General features: G+C 48.3%; 25 protein-coding genes (1 of these 25 only partly in view). 21 read left to right on the top strand and 4 right to left on the bottom strand.

Features of this window, described 5'->3' with window-relative positions:
• The first annotated feature begins 39 nt into the window (after positions 1–39).
• From ACUUHJ_RS22435 to ACUUHJ_RS22365, 15 genes are all read left to right on the top strand, one after another.
• Complete coding sequence (locus ACUUHJ_RS22435; protein WP_007720892.1) at positions 40–351, top strand: YtrH family sporulation protein; 312 nt, start codon at positions 40–42, stop codon at positions 349–351.
• Positions 348–893, top strand: coding sequence for a sporulation membrane protein YtrI (locus tag ACUUHJ_RS22430; RefSeq protein WP_289673871.1), 546 nt, complete (start codon positions 348–350; stop codon positions 891–893). The genes ACUUHJ_RS22435 and ACUUHJ_RS22430 overlap by 4 nt, the downstream gene beginning before the upstream one ends.
• A 56-nt stretch (positions 894–949) precedes the next feature.
• The gene (locus ACUUHJ_RS22425) at positions 950–1726 is read left to right on the top strand and encodes a sporulation protein (protein WP_289673870.1); all 777 of its coding nucleotides are present in this window, start codon (positions 950–952) and stop codon (positions 1724–1726) included.
• Positions 1727–1922: 196 nt separating this feature from the next.
• Positions 1923–2699, top strand: coding sequence for a GTP-sensing pleiotropic transcriptional regulator CodY (gene codY / locus ACUUHJ_RS22420; protein ID WP_016742124.1), 777 nt, complete (start codon positions 1923–1925; stop codon positions 2697–2699).
• A 204-nt stretch (positions 2700–2903) separates the two neighbouring features.
• A complete protein-coding gene (locus ACUUHJ_RS22415) occupies positions 2904–4397 on the top strand; it encodes a M81 family metallopeptidase (RefSeq protein WP_472299978.1) in 1494 nt (497 codons plus the stop codon).
• Positions 4398–5276, top strand: coding sequence for a MurR/RpiR family transcriptional regulator (locus tag ACUUHJ_RS22410; RefSeq protein ID WP_015892381.1), 879 nt, complete (start codon positions 4398–4400; stop codon positions 5274–5276).
• 24 nt (positions 5277–5300) lie between these two features.
• Positions 5301–6899 carry an ABC transporter substrate-binding protein gene (locus tag ACUUHJ_RS22405; protein WP_472299977.1) on the top strand — a complete coding sequence of 533 codons (1599 nt, stop codon included), beginning with the start codon at positions 5301–5303 and terminating at the stop codon, positions 6897–6899.
• Between the two features lie 17 nt (positions 6900–6916).
• Positions 6917–7837: an ABC transporter permease gene (locus ACUUHJ_RS22400; protein ID WP_015892379.1), complete on the top strand. Its 921-nt coding sequence runs from the start codon at positions 6917–6919 to the stop codon at positions 7835–7837.
• Positions 7838–7852: 15 nt separating this feature from the next.
• Positions 7853–8707 (top strand): ABC transporter permease, encoded by an 855-nt coding sequence (locus tag ACUUHJ_RS22395; RefSeq protein ID WP_472299976.1) that lies wholly within the window; start codon positions 7853–7855, stop codon positions 8705–8707.
• A gap of 23 nt (positions 8708–8730) precedes the next feature.
• The gene (locus ACUUHJ_RS22390) at positions 8731–9720 is read left to right on the top strand and encodes an ABC transporter ATP-binding protein (protein ID WP_064202197.1); all 990 of its coding nucleotides are present in this window, start codon (positions 8731–8733) and stop codon (positions 9718–9720) included.
• Positions 9717–10724: an ABC transporter ATP-binding protein gene (locus tag ACUUHJ_RS22385; protein ID WP_472299975.1), complete on the top strand. Its 1008-nt coding sequence runs from the start codon at positions 9717–9719 to the stop codon at positions 10722–10724. The genes ACUUHJ_RS22390 and ACUUHJ_RS22385 overlap by 4 nt, the downstream gene beginning before the upstream one ends.
• Positions 10705–11817, top strand: a complete 1113-nt coding sequence (menC, locus tag ACUUHJ_RS22380) for an o-succinylbenzoate synthase (RefSeq protein WP_064202199.1) — start codon at positions 10705–10707, stop codon at positions 11815–11817. The genes ACUUHJ_RS22385 and menC overlap by 20 nt, the downstream gene beginning before the upstream one ends.
• Positions 11818–11849: 32 nt before the next feature.
• Positions 11850–13286: a serine hydrolase domain-containing protein gene (locus ACUUHJ_RS22375; protein WP_472299974.1), complete on the top strand. Its 1437-nt coding sequence runs from the start codon at positions 11850–11852 to the stop codon at positions 13284–13286.
• A gap of 122 nt (positions 13287–13408) precedes the next feature.
• Positions 13409–14626, top strand: coding sequence for an MFS transporter (locus tag ACUUHJ_RS22370; RefSeq protein WP_472299973.1), 1218 nt, complete (start codon positions 13409–13411; stop codon positions 14624–14626).
• Between the two features lie 140 nt (positions 14627–14766).
• A complete protein-coding gene (locus ACUUHJ_RS22365) occupies positions 14767–16023 on the top strand; it encodes an MFS transporter (protein ID WP_472299972.1) in 1257 nt (418 codons plus the stop codon).
• Here the strand turns inward: ACUUHJ_RS22365 and ACUUHJ_RS22360 are convergent.
• Entirely contained in the window at positions 16000–16830 is an 831-nt protein-coding gene (locus ACUUHJ_RS22360) for an SDR family NAD(P)-dependent oxidoreductase (protein WP_472299971.1), read from the bottom strand. The genes ACUUHJ_RS22365 and ACUUHJ_RS22360 overlap by 24 nt on opposite strands.
• 52 nt (positions 16831–16882) lie before the next feature.
• Between ACUUHJ_RS22360 and ACUUHJ_RS22355 the strand changes: the two genes are divergently transcribed.
• Positions 16883–17107, top strand: a complete 225-nt coding sequence (locus ACUUHJ_RS22355) for a DUF1540 domain-containing protein (protein ID WP_015892368.1) — start codon at positions 16883–16885, stop codon at positions 17105–17107.
• Between the two features lie 58 nt (positions 17108–17165).
• Here ACUUHJ_RS22355 and ACUUHJ_RS22350 read toward each other — a convergent pair whose 3' ends face one another.
• Positions 17166–17756, bottom strand: coding sequence for a 5' nucleotidase, NT5C type (locus ACUUHJ_RS22350; RefSeq protein ID WP_289673861.1), 591 nt, complete (start codon positions 17754–17756; stop codon positions 17166–17168).
• A gap of 97 nt (positions 17757–17853) precedes the next feature.
• Between ACUUHJ_RS22350 and ACUUHJ_RS22345 the strand changes: the two genes are divergently transcribed.
• Positions 17854–18435 (top strand): DUF1700 domain-containing protein, encoded by a 582-nt coding sequence (locus ACUUHJ_RS22345; RefSeq protein WP_289673860.1) that lies wholly within the window; start codon positions 17854–17856, stop codon positions 18433–18435.
• Between the two features lie 54 nt (positions 18436–18489).
• Here the strand turns inward: ACUUHJ_RS22345 and ACUUHJ_RS22340 are convergent, their stop codons facing one another.
• Entirely contained in the window at positions 18490–19020 is a 531-nt protein-coding gene (locus ACUUHJ_RS22340; RefSeq protein ID WP_472299970.1) for a DUF84 family protein, read from the bottom strand.
• A gap of 142 nt (positions 19021–19162) precedes the next feature.
• Between ACUUHJ_RS22340 and dapF the strand changes: the two genes are divergently transcribed.
• Positions 19163–20023: a diaminopimelate epimerase gene (dapF, locus tag ACUUHJ_RS22335; protein ID WP_472299969.1), complete on the top strand. Its 861-nt coding sequence runs from the start codon at positions 19163–19165 to the stop codon at positions 20021–20023.
• Between the two features lie 112 nt (positions 20024–20135).
• Here the strand turns inward: dapF and ACUUHJ_RS22330 are convergent, their stop codons facing one another.
• Complete coding sequence (locus tag ACUUHJ_RS22330) at positions 20136–20282, bottom strand: hypothetical protein (RefSeq protein ID WP_015892363.1); 147 nt, start codon at positions 20280–20282, stop codon at positions 20136–20138.
• Between the two features lie 276 nt (positions 20283–20558).
• On the opposite strand from ACUUHJ_RS22330, the gene ACUUHJ_RS22325 reads away from it, so the two are divergent.
• The 3 genes in view from ACUUHJ_RS22325 to ACUUHJ_RS22315 are tightly spaced (at most 42 nt apart) and all read left to right on the top strand, a layout consistent with a single transcriptional unit that may run on beyond the window.
• Positions 20559–21728 carry a cysteine desulfurase family protein gene (locus ACUUHJ_RS22325; RefSeq protein ID WP_472299968.1) on the top strand — a complete coding sequence of 390 codons (1170 nt, stop codon included), beginning with the start codon at positions 20559–20561 and terminating at the stop codon, positions 21726–21728.
• A 25-nt stretch (positions 21729–21753) separates the two neighbouring features.
• Positions 21754–22953 (top strand): tRNA uracil 4-sulfurtransferase ThiI, encoded by a 1200-nt coding sequence (thiI, locus tag ACUUHJ_RS22320; protein ID WP_015892361.1) that lies wholly within the window; start codon positions 21754–21756, stop codon positions 22951–22953.
• Between the two features lie 42 nt (positions 22954–22995).
• Positions 22996–23153 carry the start of a fumarylacetoacetate hydrolase family protein gene (locus ACUUHJ_RS22315; RefSeq protein WP_289673857.1) on the top strand. Its footprint extends 619 nt past the window's final position, so 158 of the gene's 777 nt are visible here — the first part of the coding sequence; its start codon is at positions 22996–22998; the stop codon falls past the right edge of the window.

The raw sequence follows: 23153 nt of genomic DNA, 5'->3' as shown, positions 1-23153 counted from the left end.
AGCATATGCTGCTTGTTCGAAGAAAGGATGAAGCACAACATGGCACAAGTCATTTTGACGTTTTTCGTGGCTTATGGCATTGTGGTCGGCGGCGCTCTCTCAGGTGGGGTGGGCGCTTTTCTCACAGAAAAGCCTCCGCTGTTATCGATGGCCCAATTAGCTGACCAGCTCAAAATATGGGGATTGGTTGGGGCATTGGGCGGAACGTTTGATTCATTTTTGCAGATCGAAAAAATACTGATGGGAAATTTGACACCTGTCTTTAAACAGCTCGTGATGATCGTCGTCGCATTCTTGGGTGCCCATATCGGAACGATTTGTGTGCATTGGCTGGTACAGGTGCGCTCATGAAAGTGATTCTTTGGAAACGTTACCTCGCTCTATTGCTCATGGGGTGCGTGTTGGGCGGAACCGTGATTTTATTTACATACGGACGCGAAATGGAGCAGATGATGCTGATCAAAAAAAGCTTGGAGCTACAAAACAAAAAACTGTACGAGGAAAATCTGGAGCTGAAGCAAAATCAGCGGGTCTATCGCAAGAAGCAAGAGACTGTCATCGAAGACGTACGTGCATCTGTACTCACTGCAGATCAGAAGCAGCCACTTCATGCCACCATTGTGGTACAAGTAGTTGATCGCGTGGAAAAGGATCTCGCTTCGTTAAAAGGGAAGAAGGTTGAGCAGGTTGCGGAGGTCCATCAGGTCTTGCATGAAATGCTGCGACGCCGCGAATATATTTTGTCTGATCGAACGACAGTGGAGGTACGAATCAAAACAGTTGTGATTAGTAGAACGTTACATGTGTTCGTGACAGCGGATATTATACCCGATGATGTTTGGCAAAAGATTGCGCGAAACTTTCTATTTATTCCGCCGTATATTTCAATATAGAATATCTGATAGCCAGATCTTGTTGGTCTGGGTCGGTATAAAGGAGAGGCGAACACATGTCCATGTTCAAAAAATTGTTGGCTAGTGTAGGTATTGGCTCTGCGCAAGTAGATGCACGTCTTGAGCAAGATTCACTTATTCCCGGAGATATGGTCAGAGGTGAGGTCCATATCAAGGGAGGAGATGTCGCCCAGGAAATCGACGAAATCTATATGTATGTCGTCACACACTATGAAAAAGAAAGCAACGACTCTAAGACGAAGGAAGAATGCACACTTGTCAAATATCGTCTGTCTGAGCGGGTACAATTAAAACCGAAAGAGGAAACCGTTCTGCCATTCGCTTTTCAATTGCCTTATGAGACGCCATTGACAATGGGGCGTCAACCCGTTTACTTGCGGACAGGTCTCGATATTAAAAATGCGATCGACCCAGGGGATTCCGATTTCATCGAGGTTCGCCCACATCCGTTAATGTCCAAAGTGTTGGATGCTGTTCAACAGATCGGATTCCAGCTGTACAAGGTAGACTGCGAATACAATCGACACCTTGGTCGCAAACATCCATTTGTACAGGAATTTGAATTCCGTCCGACAGGGCTATACCGCAGCCGATTGGAGGAGCTCGAAGTAGTCTTCTACCTTCGCGATGGCGAATTGGAAGTTTTATTGGAACTGGACAAACGTGCGCGTGGCTTTATGGGGGCACTTGAAGAAGCGTTTAACCTCGATGAACGCTATATCCGTTTCCGCTTAACGAATGCAGACATGAACAGACAAACGCATGTCATTGCCGAAGCGATTGAAGCACTCATTAAGCAGCAGCTTCGCTAGAGAATGATACAAAAAAGGCCTGACGGGGTGAAATGAACCACTCTGTCAGCCTTTTTTCTTTTTGGAGGTTTTCTCGTTTTTCTCCCTACCTAAATTCCTGTACACAACTTTCTTTTTAATTTTTCGATTTGCATGTATAGGGCTGGATTTTTCTGACAATACTGTGAGCATGAAGAATCCAGAGGAGGATATTATTATGAATTTGTTAGAAAAAACGAGAAAAATTAATGTGATGCTTCAAAAAACAATGGGTGGCAGCGGAGTAGGCTTCCAAGATCTCGCGAGACTATTATCTGAAGTGATTTCTGCAAATGTTTACATCATTACCGCAGATGGCTCGATCCTGGGAAGTGGAATGAATCAGGAGATTTCCCTGCAAGAAGAAGGGCGTTCATCCACGCAGCTACAGGAAGGTGTACATCAGAAGCTGCTGGAAGTTTCACAAACCTTGGCCAACGAGCCTGTTACCAGCCCGTACAGCCTGGTTCCAAAAGAGTTGAATTCGATCTTCCCGCAAATGATGACGACGATTGTTCCTATCAATGCAGGGGGAAGCCGTCTTGGCACACTCGTCCTGCTGCGTGCTTACGGTCAGTTTGAAACAGAGGATCTGATTTTGGGCGAAATCGGTGCTACCGTGATCGGTATGAAAATCGTTCGTCAGCGAACAGAACAAATTGAAAATGAAGTGCGTGACAAAACCTTTGCCAAAATTGCACTCTCTTCGCTGTCCTACAGTGAACAGATCGCGATTGAAAAAATTATGGAGCAATTGGATGCGCGCGAAGGCTTGCTAGTAGCTAGCCAGCTGGCAGATCAAGCGGGTCTGACACGTTCGGTCATCGTGAACGCTCTTCGCAAGCTGGCAAGCGCAGGCGTGCTGGAATCCCGTTCGTTAGGAATGAAGGGTACCTATATCAAAGTGCTGAATGACAAATTCCCATCTGAATTGGCGAAATGGAAAACCTCATAAGTTGCACGAGCTACGAGAGAAGCTCTCCCTGTACAGGGAGGGCTTTTGTTTATGAATCAACAAGTATAGCAGAACCGATAAAACGTTCATAATTTAGCGATTGAACAAATGATTTTCTTCCCTTTATAATGTTCACAAAGGTTGAAACTTCAAAAAAATAAAAAAATAAAGTTCATACTTCAAAATCGAATGGAGGGTCTAAGAATGAAGGTGATTATTGGTGGGATTGCGCATGAAACGAACACGTTTTCCAATGTGCCCACGACGCTTGAGATGTTCCAAAGCTATGAGTGGGATTATCATGAAACGATTGTGAATCGCAATCGGGGCGTTCGCAACTTTCCAGGAGGGATGGTGGATCGCGCCGAAGAGCTGGGCATCGAGCTTTTGCCGACCTTTCTCACCTTTACGTATCCAGCGGGGACGATTTTGCGAGAAGCGTATGACCGGATTAAAAAGGAGCTTCTTGACACGATTGCTGCAACAGAAGGTGCAGATGCCATTTGTCTGGGGCTTCACGGAGCGGGGGTTGTAGAAGGAATGGATGACCTGGAGGGCGACATTCTTGCATCCGTGCGTCAGTTAGTCGGTTATGACATTCCCTTAATTGTTACGCTCGACCTCCATGCAAACATGACACAAAAAATGGTGGATGAGGCCGATGCTCTTCTAGGTGTTCACCTTTACCCGCATGTGGATTGCTATGAACGCGGGATTGAAGCGATCGATCTGGCGCACAAGATGGTCACGGAAGGGATCAAGCCAACCATGCATTTGACTCGACTGCCGCTATTGATTCCGACATCTGCTACTCATCATTCCCCGGCACGCGAAATAAACGAAGCCTGCTGGGCGTGGGAAAAGGAAGAAGGCGTCATCGACTGTGCATTCTTCCACGGTTTTCCGTACACGGACATTCCTGAGCTGGGCGTCTCCGTTTTGAGCGTGACGAATAACGATCAGGAGCTCGCCAAAAAAGTGAGCGAGGATGTCGCCAGTCTGATTTGGGAAAAGCGGGATGAATTCGAGCTGAACATGCCGACTCCTGCCGAGGGAATTGCGATGGCACTGGAAACGGAAGGCATGCCCATCGTAATCAATGAGACCTCAGATAATCCTGGCGGAGGCACACCCGGAGACGGAACGCATTTGCTGCGGGCGATGCTGGAAGCCAAGCTGACAAATGCATGTTTTGGATTTATTTACGATCCCGAAGTGGTCCAGATTGCCCACCAGGCAGGAGTAGGTGCTACTGTACAGCTATCACTGGGTGGAAAGACTGACTACCTGCATGGAGAACCACTTGAAGTAACAGCCTACGTCAAAGCTTTGACAGATGGAAAATTCATTGCGACGACGCCGATGGGGCAAGGGGGACATGAGAATTTTGGCAAGTCCGTTCGCTTGCAAATCGACGGGGTTGACGTCCTGGTTTGCTCCGTGAAATCGCAAGTACTGGATGAGCAAATTTTTCTGTTGCACGGGATGGACGTGACCAAATACAAGATCGTGGCCTTGAAATCAAGCACACATTTCCGAGCATCCTTCGAACCGATCAGCGCACGCGTCATTACCGTCGATTCGCCGGGATTGACGACGCTCAACTTCCGCTTCTTCAAATACGAGCGCGCCATTCGCCCGATTTACCCGTTAGACCCAGCCACAGAGTGGAACCTACATCAATTGACAAGGAAGTAGATGATCATGGAATCCGTACAGGAGCGCATCCGCAAGCATTATCCGGAATTGACCAACCAACAAAAACTCGCAGCCAAATACATTCTCGCCGAGCCGAAGACCGTTGCACTGCAACCAGCAAAAGTTGTCGGGGCATTGAGCGGTACAAGCGAGACGACAATCATCCGACTATCCTACGCTCTTGCCTACTCCGGGTACAGCGAACTGCAAAGTGAGATTCGCAGCTCCTTATTGGAAAAAGTCCCAAAAGCTGATGCCATCCACAGTTTTCGTACAGCGGCAGTGGAGATGAAGGGAAAACAAGACCTGATTTCTTATAACATGGAGCAGGATGTTGCGTATATTCGGCAAACGTTAGGGGAATTGCAAAAGAACCATCTTTTGCAAGCGGTTTCAAGTATTATGGCAGCCAAACATATTCTCGTTGTAGGATTTCGCAGCTCCTATGCTCCAGCCCACTGGCTAGCCTTTACACTGAATGTCGTCAGAGGAAACGCGCATCTGTACAATGGGCCAGTTGATGACGTCAACTATTTGTTGACCCAGATCAATCAGGATTGGCTCGTGATCGCACTCTCCTTTCCCCGCTATACGAGTGAAACGATCCTGTTTGCAAAAGCGGCCAAAGAGAGAGGCGCCAAAATCATCGGGATTACAGACGATGAGCTATCTCCGATTGGGCCAGTAGCTGATCAAATTTTAAAAGTCAGCGCACCTGCTCCTACTGCCTTAAAAGGAATGACGGCGATCTTTTCCATGCTGAATATTTTGATCAGTGGTGTGGTTCAGGCTGATGGAGAACAGGTACAACAAAGACTGAAAGAATACGAAGAGACAAGTCGACAAATATACCCGTTTGCGGAAGGGACAGAAGTGTAGCGGCTATTGATAAGGGGGATGGACATGAAGATTCACAGGTGGAAGCAAGGGGCCTTGAGTGTATTTGTGGCAACGGCGTTGATTGCAGGCTGTTCCTCACAGCCGACCAATCAAGCGGGGAATGACACGTCGGCCAAAGGGAACACATTAGTCATCGCTTCCTTGACGGACCCAGACTCGCTTGATATGCACAAAACGAGCTGGCTGAGCATGGAAAACAGTCTAATATACGAGCCTCTGTTAACCCGTGATGCAACAGGCAAACTTCAACCGCGTTTGGCAGAGAAGTACGAAATCTCGCAGGACGGCAAGGTTTGGACATTTATCCTCCGCAAAGATGTCCGCTATCACTCTGGCGATCCAATGACGGCAGCATCCGTAAAAGATTCCTTTGACCGTTTGCTCACCATATCGCCTGTGAAGGGGCTTGCAGGTCCGATTGAAAAAGTGGAAGCAACAGACGAACATACGCTCAAGGTGCATTTTAGCCAACCGTTTGCCCCGTTTGTTAACGTCATTGTCGGTGGATTAGTCTCGCCTCTTGATGCCAAAAAGGCAAAAGAACTAGGGGATGGCTTCGCAGATAACCCATCTGCAACGGGGCCGATCATTTTTGACAAACGAGAGCGGGGTGCTTCGCTCACCTACAAAAAAAATCCCGATTATAACTGGGGACCGGAGTACGCTGCCAACAAAGGTCCTCTGCAATTCGACAGCATGATGTTCCGGTTTATGAAAGACGACGATACGCGCCTGATGGAATTCAAAAAGGGCACGGTCCATGTGTTGTATGATGCGCCGCCGAACTCGGTTGCGGAGCTTGAGACACTGCCCGGAGTCAAGATTGAGAAAGTGATGGACATTGGAAACAAATACATCGCATTGAACAATAAGCACCCGTTGTTTTCAGATGTCCGTCTGCGCAAAGCAGTAGCCCTCTCCGTAGATCGCGATCCACTTGTTCAGGTAGCGTTGAACGGCTTCGGTAAGCCGGTCTATGGTCCTTTGGCACCCACGATTTATGGCTACAGTGAAGCGATTGAAAGCAAGGCGAAGCAGTTATATACGAGAGATTTAGGCAAAGCCAAGCAGTTGCTAGCGGAAGCAGGCTGGACGGACAGTAATGGGGATGGCATCGTAGATAAGGACGGAAAACCGTTGTCGGTAGAAATGCTCGTTTCTCAAGAGCCAGCATTTCAGCGAGCGGTGCAGATATTGCAGAGCCAGCTGAAAGAAGCAGGGATTGATATGAAAATTAGCGTGCAAGAAATGACAACCATCAAAGAGCGCATTTCGAAAAAGTCGTATGACATGGCTTTGATGTACTACGGCTGGTTTGATGCGGATATCTTGTACCTCATTTTTGAAAAGAGCAATTCAACAAGCCGTACTCATTACAACAGCCCTGAGTTGGATGTTTTACTGAACAAAGGACGTTTGGAAATGAATGAGCAGGCGCGTCTCAAGATTTACGAAGAGGCACAGGAGATTTTGGTGAATGACTTACCGTGGGTTCCGTTATGGGTGAGCGAGACGGTGATAGCGACACGTGGTGTCAAAGGCTTTACGGTCAATCCGTACACGCAAAACATTACGTTGCATGATGTCACGCTTGAAAAATAGACAACGGAGGTGAAGGCATGCGCCGATATGTAATAAAAAGATTACTTTCCCTGGTGGGTACACTGCTTGGCGTATCCGTCCTGATCTTCTTGATGGTACACCTCATTCCGGGCGATCCCGCAACACAAATACTCGGACAGTTTGCAACACCAGAGGCCATCAGTCAAATGAGAGCGAAGCTTGGTCTTGATCAACCACTGTGGCAGCAATACATGCGGTTTGTCGGAAACCTGTTCACTGGCGATTTGGGAACATCGTTATTCACTGGTGAAAAGGTATGGGATCAAATCATGAACCGTTTCCCGATTACCATGCAGCTTGCCATCCTTAGTGTAATCATTGCCGCAATATTCGGTATCTTGTTAGGCACGATTGCTGCCGTCAAGCAAAACACCATCATCGATCGGCTTGTGGTGCTTACCTCATTACTCGGTATTTCGGCACCCGGCTTCTGGATTGCCTTGTTTCTCATCTGGATTTTTGCTTACAAGCTGGCCTTGTTTCCGATTTCCGGCTATGAGGGGATTCACTCCTTGCTGCTGCCAGCGATCACCTTGGGTATGGCGGAAGCGGGGATGATCGCCCGTATGACCCGCTCCAGCATGCTGGAAGTGATCAAGCAGGATTACATGCGGACAGCCGAGGCCAAGGGGGCGGCGCTGTTCCGAGTCATTTTGAGCCACGGCCTGCCGAATGCCATTATTCCTGTTGTCACGATGTTAGGCTTGCAGTTCGGTGCGCTCATGGCTGGAGCTGTGGTGGTGGAAACGGTGTTTTCTCTGCAAGGGATCGGCAGCTTGGCGATTGAGGCGATCAGCAAACGGGATATGCCGACCATACAAGGCATGGTGTTTTTCATGGCGTTGATTTTTGCCTTAACCAATTTGATCGTGGATCTCATTTACAGCCGGATTGATCCGCGAATCCATTTCGACTAAGGAAGGAGCCGATGAATGGTGAACAGAAATCGTCCGGAGTCGTATTGGGGAGGGATGGGCAAACGGCTGAAACGCAATAAGACAGCAATGGCGGGTGTGGTCATCCTGATCGTCTTTACACTGGGATCGCTTCTTGCTCCAGTCGTTGCCCCTCATCCTGTCGAACAAATGAACTTTAACAGCCGATTAAGCGCTCCGAGTCTGACTCATCTTCTTGGAACGGATGATTTCGGCAGAGATATTTTTTCCCGTCTGTTGCACGGGGGGCGAATTTCCTTGCTGATGGGTTTGATAACGGTTGTACTTTCTACCTTGATAGGTGTAACGCTCGGTATTATCGCTGGCTATTATCGTCGTGTGGATCTGTTTATCATGCAGGGCATGGATATTCTCATGTCACTTCCTGCACTGCTTCTGGCGATCGCTGTCATTGCGGTCTTGGGTCCTGGATTAACGAATGCCATGATCGCGGTAGTCATTGCCGTTATTCCGTCCTATGTGCGGGTCGTTCGCTCTGCGGTCTTATCCATAAGGGAAAAAGAGTACATTGAGGCTGTTCGCGCTCTGGGGATCAGGGACTGGCAAATTTTGCTGAAACATGTTTTACCCAATATTCTCTCCCCAATCATTGTGCTTTCCACCATTCAATTCGGTGTGAGTATTTTGGCTGCAGCGGCCTTGAGTTTTCTCGGGCTGGGTGCGCAACCGCCGATGCCTGAGTGGGGAGCCATGGTTTTTGTCGGCAAAGCATTCTTGAGTCAAGCTTGGTGGATGTCCATTTTTCCTGGATTGGCCATCATGCTGGTTGTCCTTGGCTTCAATCTGTTAGGTGACGGATTACGGGATGCATTCGACCCGAAAACGAGGTAATGGATGAAGGGGGGCACAAGCTGATGAAAGAGGTACTTTTGGAAGTAAAGGATTTACGCTTGCAGTTTAAGACGGATAAGGGCGAGCTGCCAGCGCTACAAGGCATTTCTTTTCAACTGAAAAAAGGGGAGACGGTAGCGTTGGTAGGCGAGTCTGGCTGTGGAAAAAGCGTGACGTCCTTGGCGATTATGGGACTCTTATCCCGGGCGAATGCACAGATGGAGGGAAGCATTCGATTTCGTGATATCTTATTGAACCAGTTGAGTACTGGTGAACTTCGCAACATTCGCGGAAAAGATATCGCGATGATTTTTCAGGAGCCGATGACGTCGCTCAATCCGGTCCATACGATTGGCCGACAGCTAGAAGAAGTTTATCAACTGCATACCGATTTATCGAAAAAAGAACGCCAAGCAAAAGCGATTGAGATGCTCAAAAAAGTGGGCGTGCCGAGGGCAGAAGACATCATGCGGGACTATCCCCATCAGCTATCAGGTGGGATGAAGCAGCGTGTCATGATTGCGATGGCGATGGCTTGCAACCCGGATTTATTGATTGCAGACGAGCCGACCACCGCGCTGGATGTGACCATTCAAGCGCAAATTTTGGAACTGATGAACGATTTGAAGGAGAACGATCATACCTCTCTGCTACTCATTACGCATGACCTGGGTGTCGTGGCTGAAATGGCTGATCGTGTACTTGTGATGTACTACGGGGAGATCGTAGAGGAAGCTGACGTTGCCAGTCTGTTCTCGCATCCAAAGCATCCGTATACGATTGGACTTTTACGCTGCATCCCCGATCTGGATGAAGAGGAGAAGCTTCGCCTCGATCCGATTGAAGGCAGTGTCCCGCTACTGGGTGAAGTGACACAAGGGTGTGCATTCCGCTTCCGCTGCTCACAGGCCGAGGAGCGATGTCACAAAGAAAAACCGCCGCTGATGGCAACGGGAACAGGCACACAGGCTGTTCGATGCTGGCTGTACGAGAACAAGGAGATGGCGGTATGAGGGATATCTTGTTATCAGTAAACGATTTAAAGACGTATTTTCCAATTAGCAAAGGACTATTTCGCAATCGCGACGAAGTGATTAAGGCAGTCGATGGGGTTTCTTTCCAGTTGCGAAAAGGAGAAACGCTTGGGCTGGTAGGAGAGAGCGGTTGTGGCAAGTCAACGACTGGTCGCAGCATCATGCGACTCATTGAGCCGACGAGTGGAACGATTGAATTTGAAGGACAAAACATTTCGGAGATGTCAGCTGCACGTTTTCGTCCACTCCGCAAGCGAATGCAAATCGTGTTTCAGGATCCGTATGCATCATTAAATCCACGGATGACCGTGCAAGGGGCTTTGGAGGAAGCGTTAGGCGTCAGAGATCCGCAGATGTCCGCGAAAGAAAGGCGCGATCAAGTAAAAGAACTGCTTCAGATGGTCGGGCTGAATGCTCAATACGCTACACGCTTTCCCCATGAGTTTAGCGGAGGGCAGCGGCAGCGGATCGGGATCGCTCGCGCATTGGCGGTGGAACCTTCATTAATCGTAGCAGATGAGCCGGTTTCAGCACTTGACGTATCTATTCAGGCGCAGATCGTGAATCTTTTGCAGGATTTGCAGCAGCGTCTAGGCTTGAGCTATTTGTTTATTTCGCATGATCTAGGTGTCGTTCGCCACATCAGCGACAGGATTGCGGTGATGTATCTTGGACGAATTGTCGAAATCGCCAGCAAAAAGGATTTGTTTTTGCGCCCGTTACACCCGTATACAGAAGCGCTCATGTCAGCGGTTCCCAAAGCCAATCCGTTTCGGAAAAAGGAGCGAATCGTTCTTTCCGGGGATGTTCCCTCTCCGGCGAATGTTCCCGTTGGGTGTGCGTTCCATACCAGATGCTCATATGCTACGGAAATTTGCCGCACAGTGCGTCCTGCCGCTACATTAGCTTCGCCGCAACATTATGTCGCATGTCATTTATATGGAATAGAAGGGATGAAGTACATTGAAAATCGAACGAATTGAATTGCAGCAACTACACATGCCACTTCGTTTCCGTTTTGAAACGAGCTTTGGATATACGACCATCAAGGAGCTCATCTTGGTCAGTGTATATGGAGAGGGAGAGGTAGGGCACGCGGAAAGTGTGGCGATGTCGGCTCCTTATTATAGTGAAGAAACGACAGGGACAGCATGGCACATGATGGAAAAGTTTATGATACCGAAGCTGTTTTCGAGTGAGATCGAGACCCCTGAGGATGTGGATCGGTTGTTTGCCCCGATTCGCCGCAACAACATGGCGAAGGCGGCGCTAGAAGGCGCAATCTGGGATCTATACAGCAAGCAGAAAGGAATCTCTCTCGCCAAAGCATTAGGAGGCGAGAAAGCTGTCATCGATGTAGGGATCAGCATCGGTATTGAACCGACTGTTGATCAAGTTTTGGCAAAAGTAGAGCGCCATCTCAGTGAGGGCTACAAGAAGATCAAGGTAAAGATCAAGCCAGGCTTTGACGTCGAGGTGATTCGAGCCATCCGCGAACGCTTTGGCGAGGGTGTCCCGTTGATGGCAGATGCGAACTCCGCTTACACAATGGAGCATTTGGATGTGATGAAGGAGCTGGATCAATATGGGCTGATGATGATCGAACAGCCACTCGCTCATGACGACATTATTGATCATGCCAAGCTGCAAAGGGAGCTGTCCACACCAATCTGCCTCGATGAAAGTATTCACAATGTGGATGATGCCAGAAAAGCGATAGAGCTAGGCAGCTGCGGCATTATTAATATCAAGGTGGGGAGGGTCGGTGGATTAACAGAGTCCAAGCGCATTCACGACTTGTGTCAGGCACACGACATTCCGGTGTGGTGCGGAGGCATGATTGAGTCGGGTGTTGGCCGCGCACACAACATTGCGATTACTTCTTTGCCGAATTTTACGATCCCAGGTGATACAGCTGCCTCTAGCCGTTACTGGGAGGAAGACATCGTAGAGAATGGTGTAGAGCTGATGGCTCCCGGTCAATTGGCAGTTCCAGATAGCCCGGGCATCGGTTATACCCTGAACCAAAAGGCGATCGGCAACTATGTGATTCGCACGGAAAACTTCCGGCCTTAAACCAAAGCTTAACGAAAAAGGGGAGAAGGAACATGGCGGATTGGGTACAGTCGTTTGAGGAATACGCGCAAAAGCTGCTTGCAGAGGCAAAAGTAACAGGAACAGCAGTCGGATTGGCAGAGCAAGGAGTACTAAGGTATTTCCATGGCTTCGGTTTGGCAGATGACACAGAAGATGCAAAAGCATTAACCCCTGATACGGTGTTTGGCATCGGTTCTGTGACCAAGTCCTTTACATGTGTGGCCATCATGCAGCTTCAAGACGCAGGAAAGCTATCCGTTCATGATCCGGTCATCAAGTATCTCCCTGAGCTCCGTACGCCTAATGAAGCTTATACCCGGGAGATCACGATCCAGCATCTGATGACACATACCGCAGGTTTTCCTCCTTTGGATACATTAGCGGGTGCAATGAAAAGAAGCATTGTGGAGGGAGGGGATGACCTGACCTCTAGCTCCGGTCTTGCTTTTGATCTCGAGAAAGTGGAAGAGATCAATACAAAAGAAGAATTCATGACCTATATTGGCAAGCTGAATTACGAGTTTTTAGGTGCGCCTGGAACGGAATTTAGCTACTCCAACGACAGTTATGCCATGCTCGGACTGATTATTGAACGAGTGAGCGGGATCGCTTACGAGCAGTTCGTGCATGATCATATTTTGGAGCCTGCCGGGATGAAGAACAGTGCCTTTCTCGTCGAAGATTTGCCTGAGGAAGCTGAGGTCGCTACGCTATTCACGCGGAAAAGCCCAAAGGATGGTGGTGAGGTATACCGTTCCCCTTCATGGTGGGATTCACCATCGATGCGTGCGGCTGGTTTTCTAAAATCGACCATTCACGATCTATTGCGCTATACAGAAATATTTAGAACGGGTGGATTGGTGGGCGAGAATCGCTTGCTCTCATCGGAGAGTGTGCAGGACTTGACAGCGCCTCATATCTCCATTTCGCCGTTTCAAGCATACGGCTATGGATTGTTTGTAGCCAATTGCCATGACGGAACACTCATTGAGCACGGTGGGGCGATCAAGGGGGTTTCTGCACAAATTTTTGTTTTACCGGAGCGGGGCTTAACAGGAGCCGTACTGATGAACACAGATGGCGGGCCAATGGCCGATTTGATGCATGGCATTTTAAACGCAACCAATGGACGCTCTCCGGATACAGTGCCGTTCGAATATCCGGATTATGAAATTTCTGTAGATGCACTCGCTGCATTTACGGGGGAGTATCGCTCGTCCGAAGGGGCTACTGTATCGGTAGAAATCAAAGAGAACCAGCTGGTAGCCAAGAGTAATGGAGCGAATATTCCACTTCGTTCAGTAGGAGAAGACAGCTTCGTCATGAAGCGGGGAGAAACGGATATGTTTATCCACTTCGTCCGCAATGAGGCAGGCGTAGTTACCCGGATGGGCTTTGGCGCTCGTCAGCTGATAAAGGTCCTTGCCGAAAAAGAACAAACCGTATAAATAGCAAAACGCGTACCTGCAAGAGCTCATGCTTGCGTGGTGCGCGTTCTTTTATTTAATATGAGAGGCTTTATTTTTCGACAAATGCTACAATATTGAAAACGGTGAGAGGGTGCATTCCTGTGGCGATCTTACAACATCCCGTCTTTCGCCGTTTGTATACGGCCCATGTTGTACACATCATCGGAAATGAATTTACATTTATTGCGGTCGTTGGACTTTTACATGATTTAAGTGGATCGGGTCTTTCCTTTGCGGCAGGGACTGTGTTTCGCATGCTCCCTTATGTATTTGCCAGCTTTTTCGCGGGGACGCTAGTGGAGAGTTGGGATAAACGGCGGGTCATGATTGTCGTCAATCTGCTTCGCGGCATTCTCGTCAGCTTATTTTTCTTCATCACATCTGCGACCTACTTATGGGTGGCTTTTTTGTTATTGATCCTGGTCAACATTTGCAGTGCTTTTTTCCAACCAGCCATGCAAGTAGCGATCGTACAATCCGTGGAGGAAAAGGACAGGCTAGCTGCCAATTCTCTTTTGCAAGGGACGACTTCGTTTCTCATTATTGTTTGTCAGGGTATAGCAGCAGTTCTGGTTTACTTGTTCTCCTACCGTTACAACTTTTTGCTTGATGCCGCCTGTTATTTGTTGTCGCTGTTCATCTTGTTGCCGCTCCCGCATATCGCCAACTCTGTTGATTCGAAAGCGGCTGTACCTTTTATGGAAAGGCTAAAAGAGGGCTTCCGTTATATCGGCAAGCATCGGGAAATTGCCAGTGTAATCGGCTATCAGATGGCGGAACGGGTATGTGGCGCCTATTACATTATGCTGATGTACTATGTTCTTACGGAGCGGGGAGAGGGCTTGTATGTATTTGGACTCCTGGATATTCCGTTGGGACTCGGAGGTGTGATCGCTGGGATTGCTGTGAATAAGCTATCTGACAGCCTGAGCGAGAAAGCAACGTGGCGGGTCCAAGGTTGGGCACTCGTAGCGATGGGATGCTCGATTATCGCCGTGTTTCATGCAAAACCATTACTTGGGCTGGCGATCGCCATCCTCTTTGCATCAACGGCTCAGTTTAGTTCATCGATATTGTCTGTGACGAAGCTGCAACGACTGTCTGATCCTGCTTATCTGGCTCGCGTTTTTTCCATACGGGAAATGGCGACCATGGGAAGCTTTTCTGCGAGCTGCTTGATTCTCGGATTCAGTGCGGAGCAGTTCGGTAGTGCCGCTGTCTCCGTGTGGCTTGGATTTTTTGGAGTTGCAGCAGGAATTCTGTGGCTTTGGAGTCGGCGTAAGCTACAAAAAGATCGCAGTCGTACAGTAATGATGTAGGAGAGATTCCTCTGCTTATTTGGAGCAGAGGTTCTTTATGATACAAAACGATACTTTTAGATTTAATAAATATAATTGTTGAAAAAGTATGAATATGAATATACAATGAATGGAAATATAGAGAAAAAGGAAGATGCAGCATGAAGGAATTATGGCAACAGCGTTCATTTCGCTGGTATTGGCTGGGGATGTTCTTGTCTAGCCTAGGGGACCAGTTTGGCTGGATGGGCTTGACGTGGTTTGTCATGAAGAAAACAGGCTCACCTGCGGCGATGGGTGGTGTCGTTCTTGCGTATATGCTCCCTGCTGTTTTTGCTGGTTTAGTAGCGGGAGTTTTGCTGGATCGATTTGATCGACGCAAGCTCATCATGATGGACAATATCGCGCGAGGACTTATTTTTATAGCGTTGGTCGCATTATTGCAGGTCGATCAAGTTCCACTATTTGTGATATACGTGCTGATTGTGATTGCAGGGATTCTTTCTCCGCTGAGCACAGCTGGGGCGCAGACATTGTTGCCGAGAATCGTCTCGGACAAAAATCAATTGGTCAAAGCGAATGGCGTGATGGAAACGCAATGGCAAATTGTTTATATGTTTGGACCGGCACTCGCCGGAGTTTTAATCGGGTTGATTGGGGAAGCTTATGTTCTATTGATTGATGCGGCGAGCTTTTTTGTATGTGCCTTCTGCTTCTCAAGGCTGCCTCGTGAGCTTACGAAAAGTGCGAATCCTGCAACGATTGTAAAAGGTCAAATGGGAGTGTTCTTTCGTTCTCTCTTGAGTGACATGCGAACAGGGTATCGCTACCTATTTGGACGCAAGCAATTGATCATTCTTGTTTTCTTTACGTTTTTGTTTAACATGTCGTATGGCCCCATTGAAATTGCATTACCCCTGTATGCGAATCAGGATTTGGCAGGAGGATCTGTTGCGTTAGGGATGCTTTGGTCTGCTTTGGCAATCGGGGCATTACTAGGCTCTCTTTTTTTCTCGACGGTTACGTGGAAACTTCCGTTGGGATCGACGCTAGCAGGGATTATCGTGGCGTGGGGATTGACGACATTGCCAATCGCTTTATTCTCGCGGTTGGAGATCGCAATGGCTTCGATGGTTGTAGCGGGTTTTTGCTTTGCTCCCTATAACATCATGTACAGAAGCTACCTGCAAAAACAGGTACCCGATGCTCTCTTGGGGCGGGTATTAACCAGCGTTCGAACGATTACGGGTACGGGAATGCCGGCGGGAGCGGCTGTCTCTGGCGTCCTCATACCCTTCCTGGGCGTTCAAGGGATCATTGGAGCCGGAGCAGCCGTATGTATCATTTTCGGTCTGCTTGCATTCGGGGCATTGAAAAACTTGGAGGATTCCTCATCACTTTCGATTGAGGAGAGGTGAGACGAGGTGTTTTAGCCACTGAGGTAATAAAAAGTAGATACGGGAGAGCGCATGTAGACGAAATGGCATGGCAACCTCCGGACGTTTTGCTTCCGCCGCTCGATAAATGGCTTTTGCCGTTTGTTCTGGTGTCAATAAATACCGACTTACTTTGCTGCGATAGCTACCTGTTTTGTCTGCCTTATCCAAAAAAGGTGTGTCGATTGGGCCTGGCATCGCACAGGTCACAGCAACTCCAGTTCCTTGCAGCTCATGACGCAATCCTTCACTAAAACGGATGACGGCTGCTTTGCTGGCAGCGTATACCGCAGCTTTGGCTGTAGCGACCTGTCCGGCAAGTGAGGCAACCGTGATAATATGCCCTTGCTTTTGCTGAAGCATCATCGGTAAAAAGGCACGGGTCGTGTAGAGAACACCGGAAATATTCGTTCGCAGTGTTTCTTCCAGCTCCTCCACACGCATTTCGATGAGTGATTCAAAGACGGCCATCCCGGCATTGTTGTAAAGAAAATCGCATCGTTCGAAGCGGATGTGCACCCATGCAGCTAACTGCCGAATGTCTTCGTTGCTGCTGACGTCTAACGGGTAATGATGGAGTCGATCCGGATAATCTTTTTGTAAGGAAACGAGTTCCTGGGTAATCGTTTTCCGGCTAGTGGCAATGACACAGTCTCCTTTTTCCAAATGAAGTCGTGTCAAAGCTAGACCAAGACCACCAGAAGCTCCGGTGATGACGACAATACGGGTAATCGACATGTCATCCACTTCTTTCTTGTGTATAGTATTGATTTCCACTGTGAATGGCAAAGTATAAGCCCCTGAGTTGTTGTGAAGGCTAGCCTCTAGGGGGTGAATGCACATGCCAGCAGTAAAATGTTCTGTAGCAAACTGTGAATACTGGGCGAAGGGCAATCTTTGCAGCGCCGAAGAGATCATGGTAGAGATTGACGCACACGCCACCGTAAACCTGAAGGAAGAATTCGCAGGCGAGTACGGTCAAAACACGCAGCATCAGGATAAGGCTAAGACATCGTCTGAGACCTGTTGTCTGACGTTCAAGCCGAAGACATCCGAAAAGAAATAACGCTTCGGCGCAAAAAGGACGTATCCCTTTAAGGTGATACGTCTTTTTGCTATTCAACCTATACGCTTGTCTTAGCTGGAAAAAGCTCGTTGACTTTTTGGGCAACCTCTTCCCAAGAAGTGACTCGATGGACGAGCGGAGGTAAGGCAGCTTGGTTATACGGAGTGTCAAACAAGAACACGGGAATTTGCAGCGCCTCTGACAATTGCAAAGCGTTCTCCAGACGATCCTCCAAAAATAGGTCCACGCCCCACTTGCGGGCAGCTGACAGCTTGTCGTGGCTCCCAATCAAATCCACTTCATGATGAGGGATATTGTAGCGAGCAAACCATTGTAACGTCACATCGCGGTGACGATCCTCACGAGCACTTATATATACCAGCTTGTGGGAGGTAAACCAATCGCGCAAAACCTGATCGGCTATTCCGTGAACAGGCGCACCATCATAGAGGCGCTCCCCGTTTTGATCCAGCCACATTTCAAACTCTGCGTCCGTGATTCGATACACGTTGGCTAAATTGTATTCCACACAATCTTCATATCGTAAATCTCTTCCAAAGCTCTCATTCATCAACGGAACAATACTGCTGGGTGATGTGACTGTACCGTCAATATCAATGCCAATGGTTAGGATTTTGTCTGGTTTCATTCTCTCGCCTCCCGTTTAAATTGTACAACGTAGGCAGACAATAAGGCTACTTCCTTCACTTAATTAATCCTTTACCAAAAAAGGGGCTGAGCATGCTATGTTGGATCGACACGAACGTAATGATGCGAAGCGGAAGGAAGACACCGGTTTTTCCGAGACGGTTGATCAGCACGACAGGGAGTTTGCAGCGAATACCTGGACACAGGCCGTCTTTGACGAAGAGGAAGATCGGTCGAGGCGCAGGGTTCACTATGACCCTCACTCCTTGACAGAGCGCTATACAGGCGAGCTGAATGAGGAGCGAAAAGACTTTTCGGAGCGTTTGGATGGCGGTGTTTTGACAAAGGAGGACCGTTCACCGGTTGCCAAAGTCAGAGATGACGACATCGAGGCGGCGACGGAAATCGCCGAGCCGTTTCCGACGCGTCGTGCTGCCAGTGAGATCGACACAGACGAGGAAAACCGGGGAAATCGGGCCAGCGGTATCGGGATGACTGGCTTGGGCTTATCGATCCTGTCCTTGTTTTTCATGCCGTACTTGGTGGCTCCAATTGGTATGGTGCTTGGCTATCTGGCGTATCGACGCAACTCGAAGACGCTGGGAGTCTGGGCGATGATCATAGGTGCTGTTGCCATTTTGGGCGCATTAGTCATCTACCCGTATTATACGGCTCGCTAAAAGCATCAAACCAAAACCCTCTCCGGTTCGTTTAGCTGGAGAGGGTTTTTCATGTTATTTGTACAAAGAGGAAACAAAAGGCGTAATGGCTGCGATCACGGCGTCACAAAACACATCGGAACGACGTACGCGATTATCCGTTAAAAGGGAATAGGCGCCGCCGCGATGATTACTGCCGACGGTTTTCCCCCATTCATCTATGATGGTACTAAGCTCAATTTGTTTCTGCTGGATTCGGTGAACGGCTTGATTCGGGAGAGGGAAAGCCAATCCCTTTCCAATAAATAACTCACTTCCATCCCAGGCTGCACAGATGGAAATCAAATACCACTGTTTTGTAAACCGCTCATCGTACATAAGTCCGCCTTCCAAGCCTAGCCCGATGTCTGCTTCCGGTGCTTGACTACGTGCAGCTTTTGCCCGATTGATCGCTCCTGTTATCGTTTCTTCTTCACTCATCGGCTGAGCCGCTACGCCAGAGGGGACGGATATGCAGAAAGGTTCCGTTCCCGTTGCTTTTTGTACAGCGAGGCGTTTTGCTTCATTTTTCGTTCCGAGTGCATAGCGGAAAATATGATAATCCAATGCTTGTTCCACCTCTTCCCATCATCGATGCTAGTGGTAGTATACCACCTTTTGATTCGACCGCGATTCTCTGGGGTGTGATAAGATAATAGGCATAGAAAAGAGTCAGACCTAGCATACGAAAGAGAAAGAGGAGTGGACGATGAAATTTACAAAGCTGCATGGCTTGGGGAATGATTACGTTTATGTCAACTGTTTTGAGGAAGACGTATTACTTGTAGATTTACCCGAATTGGCACGAAGAGTGAGTGATCGGAATTTTGGCATTGGGGGCGATGGACTGATCCTCATTATGCCATCTGAGCGAGCAGATTTTCGCATGCGGGTCTTTAATAATGATGGCAGCGAAGCAAAAAATTGCGGAAACGGCTTGCGCTGTGTGAGTAAGTACGTATACGATCACGGTTTGACAAAGCAAACAACGTTTACCGTGGAGACATTGGGAGGGACCGTCACTCCAGTAGTATCGCTAGGAGCAGATGGTAAGGTCGATCAAGTAACAATTGATATGGGAGAGCCTCGTTTTGAGCGAGCAGCAATTCCGATGACAGGTATTCCAGAAGAGCAAGTGCGAGAAGAGGGAATCGAAGTCGGTGGAACGGCGTTCACGATGACGGCTGTTTCAATGGGGAATCCTCATGCCATCCTTTTCGTGGATGAAGTGAAGGAAGAGGATGTTCGCCACTACGGGCCAATGATCGAGTATCACGAGTGGTTTCCTGAGCGAACCAACGTCGAATTTATCCAAATATTGAATCACGAGGAAATTCTTTTCCGTGTATGGGAGAGAGGATCAGGTGTAACGCTTGCCTGTGGGACGGGAGCTTGCGCTGCTGCAGTAGCTGCCCACTTGAGTGGAAAGACAGGAAGAAAAGTCACGGTCCACCTGGCAGGAGGCGATCTCTTTATTGAATGGAAGGAAGCGGATAATCGCGTCTATATGACGGGTCCGGCTACTGAAGTTTTTTCTGGCGAGTATGTAGGGGAGATTCCGTTTAAATAGAAGCAAGCCAAAACCGTTCCGTCGAACCGACAGGAGCGGTTTTTTTACAAAAAATAGCGTGGTCACGGCGAATCCTTCATGCCGTCACCACGCTATCGAATTCGAATGAGCGTCACGCGTTGTACACCTCATTTAGGTATGCGACATCCGTGCGGTCGTACTGAGGGATATTTTTGTTCATCTTCGCCAGTTCCGCTTGCAGTCTTTTCAATTCGGCTTCCATCTTCTTGATTTCTTCTTGCATAGCTTGTGCTGTCATGGTGGTTCTCTCCTTGTTGTTGTTTTTTATCTAAATTTATTGACTATTCTAACGAAAGGCCAAACCAATGTAAATAGCCTATATCTGGATGTAAGCGCTTTATCCGTGAATAGTCTGTGAACGGTTGTTCAGATTGTCTGATTTGGCCTTTTGAGAGCAATGCACTCGGGGAAAAATAAGGTCGAGAAGTGTAATACTTTGTATGTTCTTTACGAAAAGTCATGTTATGATGAAGCGTAGTATTCGGGCATCTTGCCCTTAGGAAGGTGTGTACTGGTGATTTATTTGGACAACAGTGCGACTACCCGGCCTCATCCTCAAGTGATTGAAACCGTTAGACGCGCGATGGAAAACTACTATGGAAACCCGTCTTCTTTGCATCAAAAAGGAGTAGAGGCGGAAAATGTACTGAAGCAGGCGCGAAAGGTTGCCGCTCAGTACTTGGGCTGTAAAGAAAGTGAAGTTATTTTTACTTCAGGTGGTACGGAGAGCAATAATACGGCGATCAAGGGCGTAGCCTTTCAATATCAAAACAGAGGGAAACATATTATTACAACGCAGGTAGAGCATCCGGCTGTTTACGATGTTTGCAAACAGTTGGAAGGTCTGGGATTTGCTGTGACATATCTGCCGGTAGATCATGAAGGCCGCGTATCGGTAGAAGCTGTTCAGAAAGCAATGCGTCCGGATACGATTCTCGTTTCCGTTATGCATGTGAACAACGAGCTGGGAACCATTCAACCGATCCTAGAAATCGGACAATGGTTGAAGCAATTCCCGAAAGTCCTGTTTCACGTCGATGCTGTCCAAGGAATTGGGAAAGTTCCTTTGCGCATCAAGGATTCAGGGATCGATTTGCTGAGCGTCTCTGCGCACAAGTTTTACGGGCCCAGAGGAGTTGGCATTTTGTATAAACGGGAAGGCTTGATTATTCACCCGTTGATGATGGGTGGCGGTCAAGAAGGGGGAGTTCGCTCAGGAACGGAAAATCTCCCAGCCATCGCTGGTATGGCAAAAGCAATCCGGATTCTAGAAGAACTGGGCAGCGTCGAGATGATCAGGCTGCAAAAATTGAATCAACAGCTTCGGGAGGGGATTGCAACGATGGAAGGTTGCGTCGTGAATACCCCGGAATCGAATACGGCTCCTCATATTATGAACTTGTCAGTACCAGGAGTAAAAGCAGAAGTCCTGTTGCATGCTTTGGAGGAAAAAGGTTTTCTGATATCCACCAAGTCGGCCTGTTCATCCAAAGTCAATGAGCCGAGCAGAGTATTGACTGCGATTGGCATCGAGCGGGATTGCGCGTTGTCATCTCTGCGGATCAGTCTGGGCCGGGAAAATACACCGGACGACATTCAGCAGTTTTTGAAGGCCTTAGAAGAATGCGTTAGTGTGCTTCGGACTTATATCAAACAACAACCTGCCCCCGCTCATAGAAAATAGTGTGGACAACTAAAAGGAGATAATCATGAACTACGATGTTATTTTAATTCGTTATGGTGAGTTGGCGCTTAAAGGGAAAAACCGCGATCAATTCGAAGAGGCCCTTGTAAAAAGCGTGAGAAACGTACTGCGTTCGTTTTTTAAAGTAAAAGTTCGACGCAATTACGGCCGGATGTACGTGGAGCTGCACGGCGAGGATGCTTACGCGGTTATGGAGCGTTTGAAGCGTGTTTTTGGGATTTCTTCCTTTAGTCCGACGATCCAGGTAGATCCTGATATTGAAACGATCAAGGAAAAAGCGCTGGAGTTGGTTCGTCAATTGAATCCACAGCCACGTACGTTCCGTGTGGTTTCCCGTCGTGCGGATAAACGCTATCCGATTCAATCGATGGAAGTCAATCGAATGGTGGCAACGCACATCCTTCGTGCTCTGCCAGCTATCAGCGTAGACTTGCACGAGCCAGATACCATCGTGAATGTAGAAATTCGCACAGAGGGTACTTACATTAGCTGTGAAACCATCAAGGGACTAGGTGGCTTGCCAGTTGGGGTGAGCGGAAAAGTACTGCTGCTTCTATCTGGGGGTATCGACAGTCCTGTAGCGGGATGGATGATGCTGAAGCGTGGTGTGACACTTGAAGCGATCCACTTCCACAGCTATCCGTTTACGAGCGAGCGCGCTTTGCAAAAAGTACGTGACTTGGCTCATAAGCTGACGAAATGGGGAGGAACTGTCCGTCTCCACGTTGTACCGTTTACCGAGATTCAGACCGCCATTCGTGAAAAATGTCCAGAAGACTATTTGATCACCATCATGCGCCGCTTCATGATGCGCATCTCGGAGCGTGTTGCGGAAAATACGAATGCCAAGGCACTCGCAACAGGAGAAAGCCTCGGTCAAGTTGCATCGCAAACCTTGGAAAGCATGGACACGATCAACAAGGTGATTTCAATTCCGATCCTGCGACCACTCGTCGCCATGGACAAGGTAGATATCGTGGACATTTCTCGTCAAATCGATACGTACGAGCTTTCTATTTTGCCGTATGAAGACTGCTGCACGGTGTTTACACCGAAAAATCCTGTAACGCGACCGAAGCCTCGCCTCGCTGCAAAATTTGAGGAAGTGCTGGATGTAGAAGCGTTAGTGGAGGATGCTGTAGCGCGAACTGAAATCGAAGAGATTACAACGAAGCCAAAAGAAACGACAACTGACCTGTTCTAAATACAGGTATAGAGAAACTCGCGACACGGGGGAGAAGGAATCATGATAATCCGTTATGAGCGCAATGGTAAGGTGAAGCATGGCTGGATGGTGGAAGAGGATCACAAAGTACGCGTGATTGAAGGGGACATTTACAAAATCCATACGGCAAAACCGATCATGACGGGTCTTGAACTACCTCTGGATGAGGTCACATTAAA

It is taken from the genome of Brevibacillus schisleri (assembly GCF_055685845.1).
This window is presented reverse-complemented; position numbering and strand designations above follow the sequence as displayed.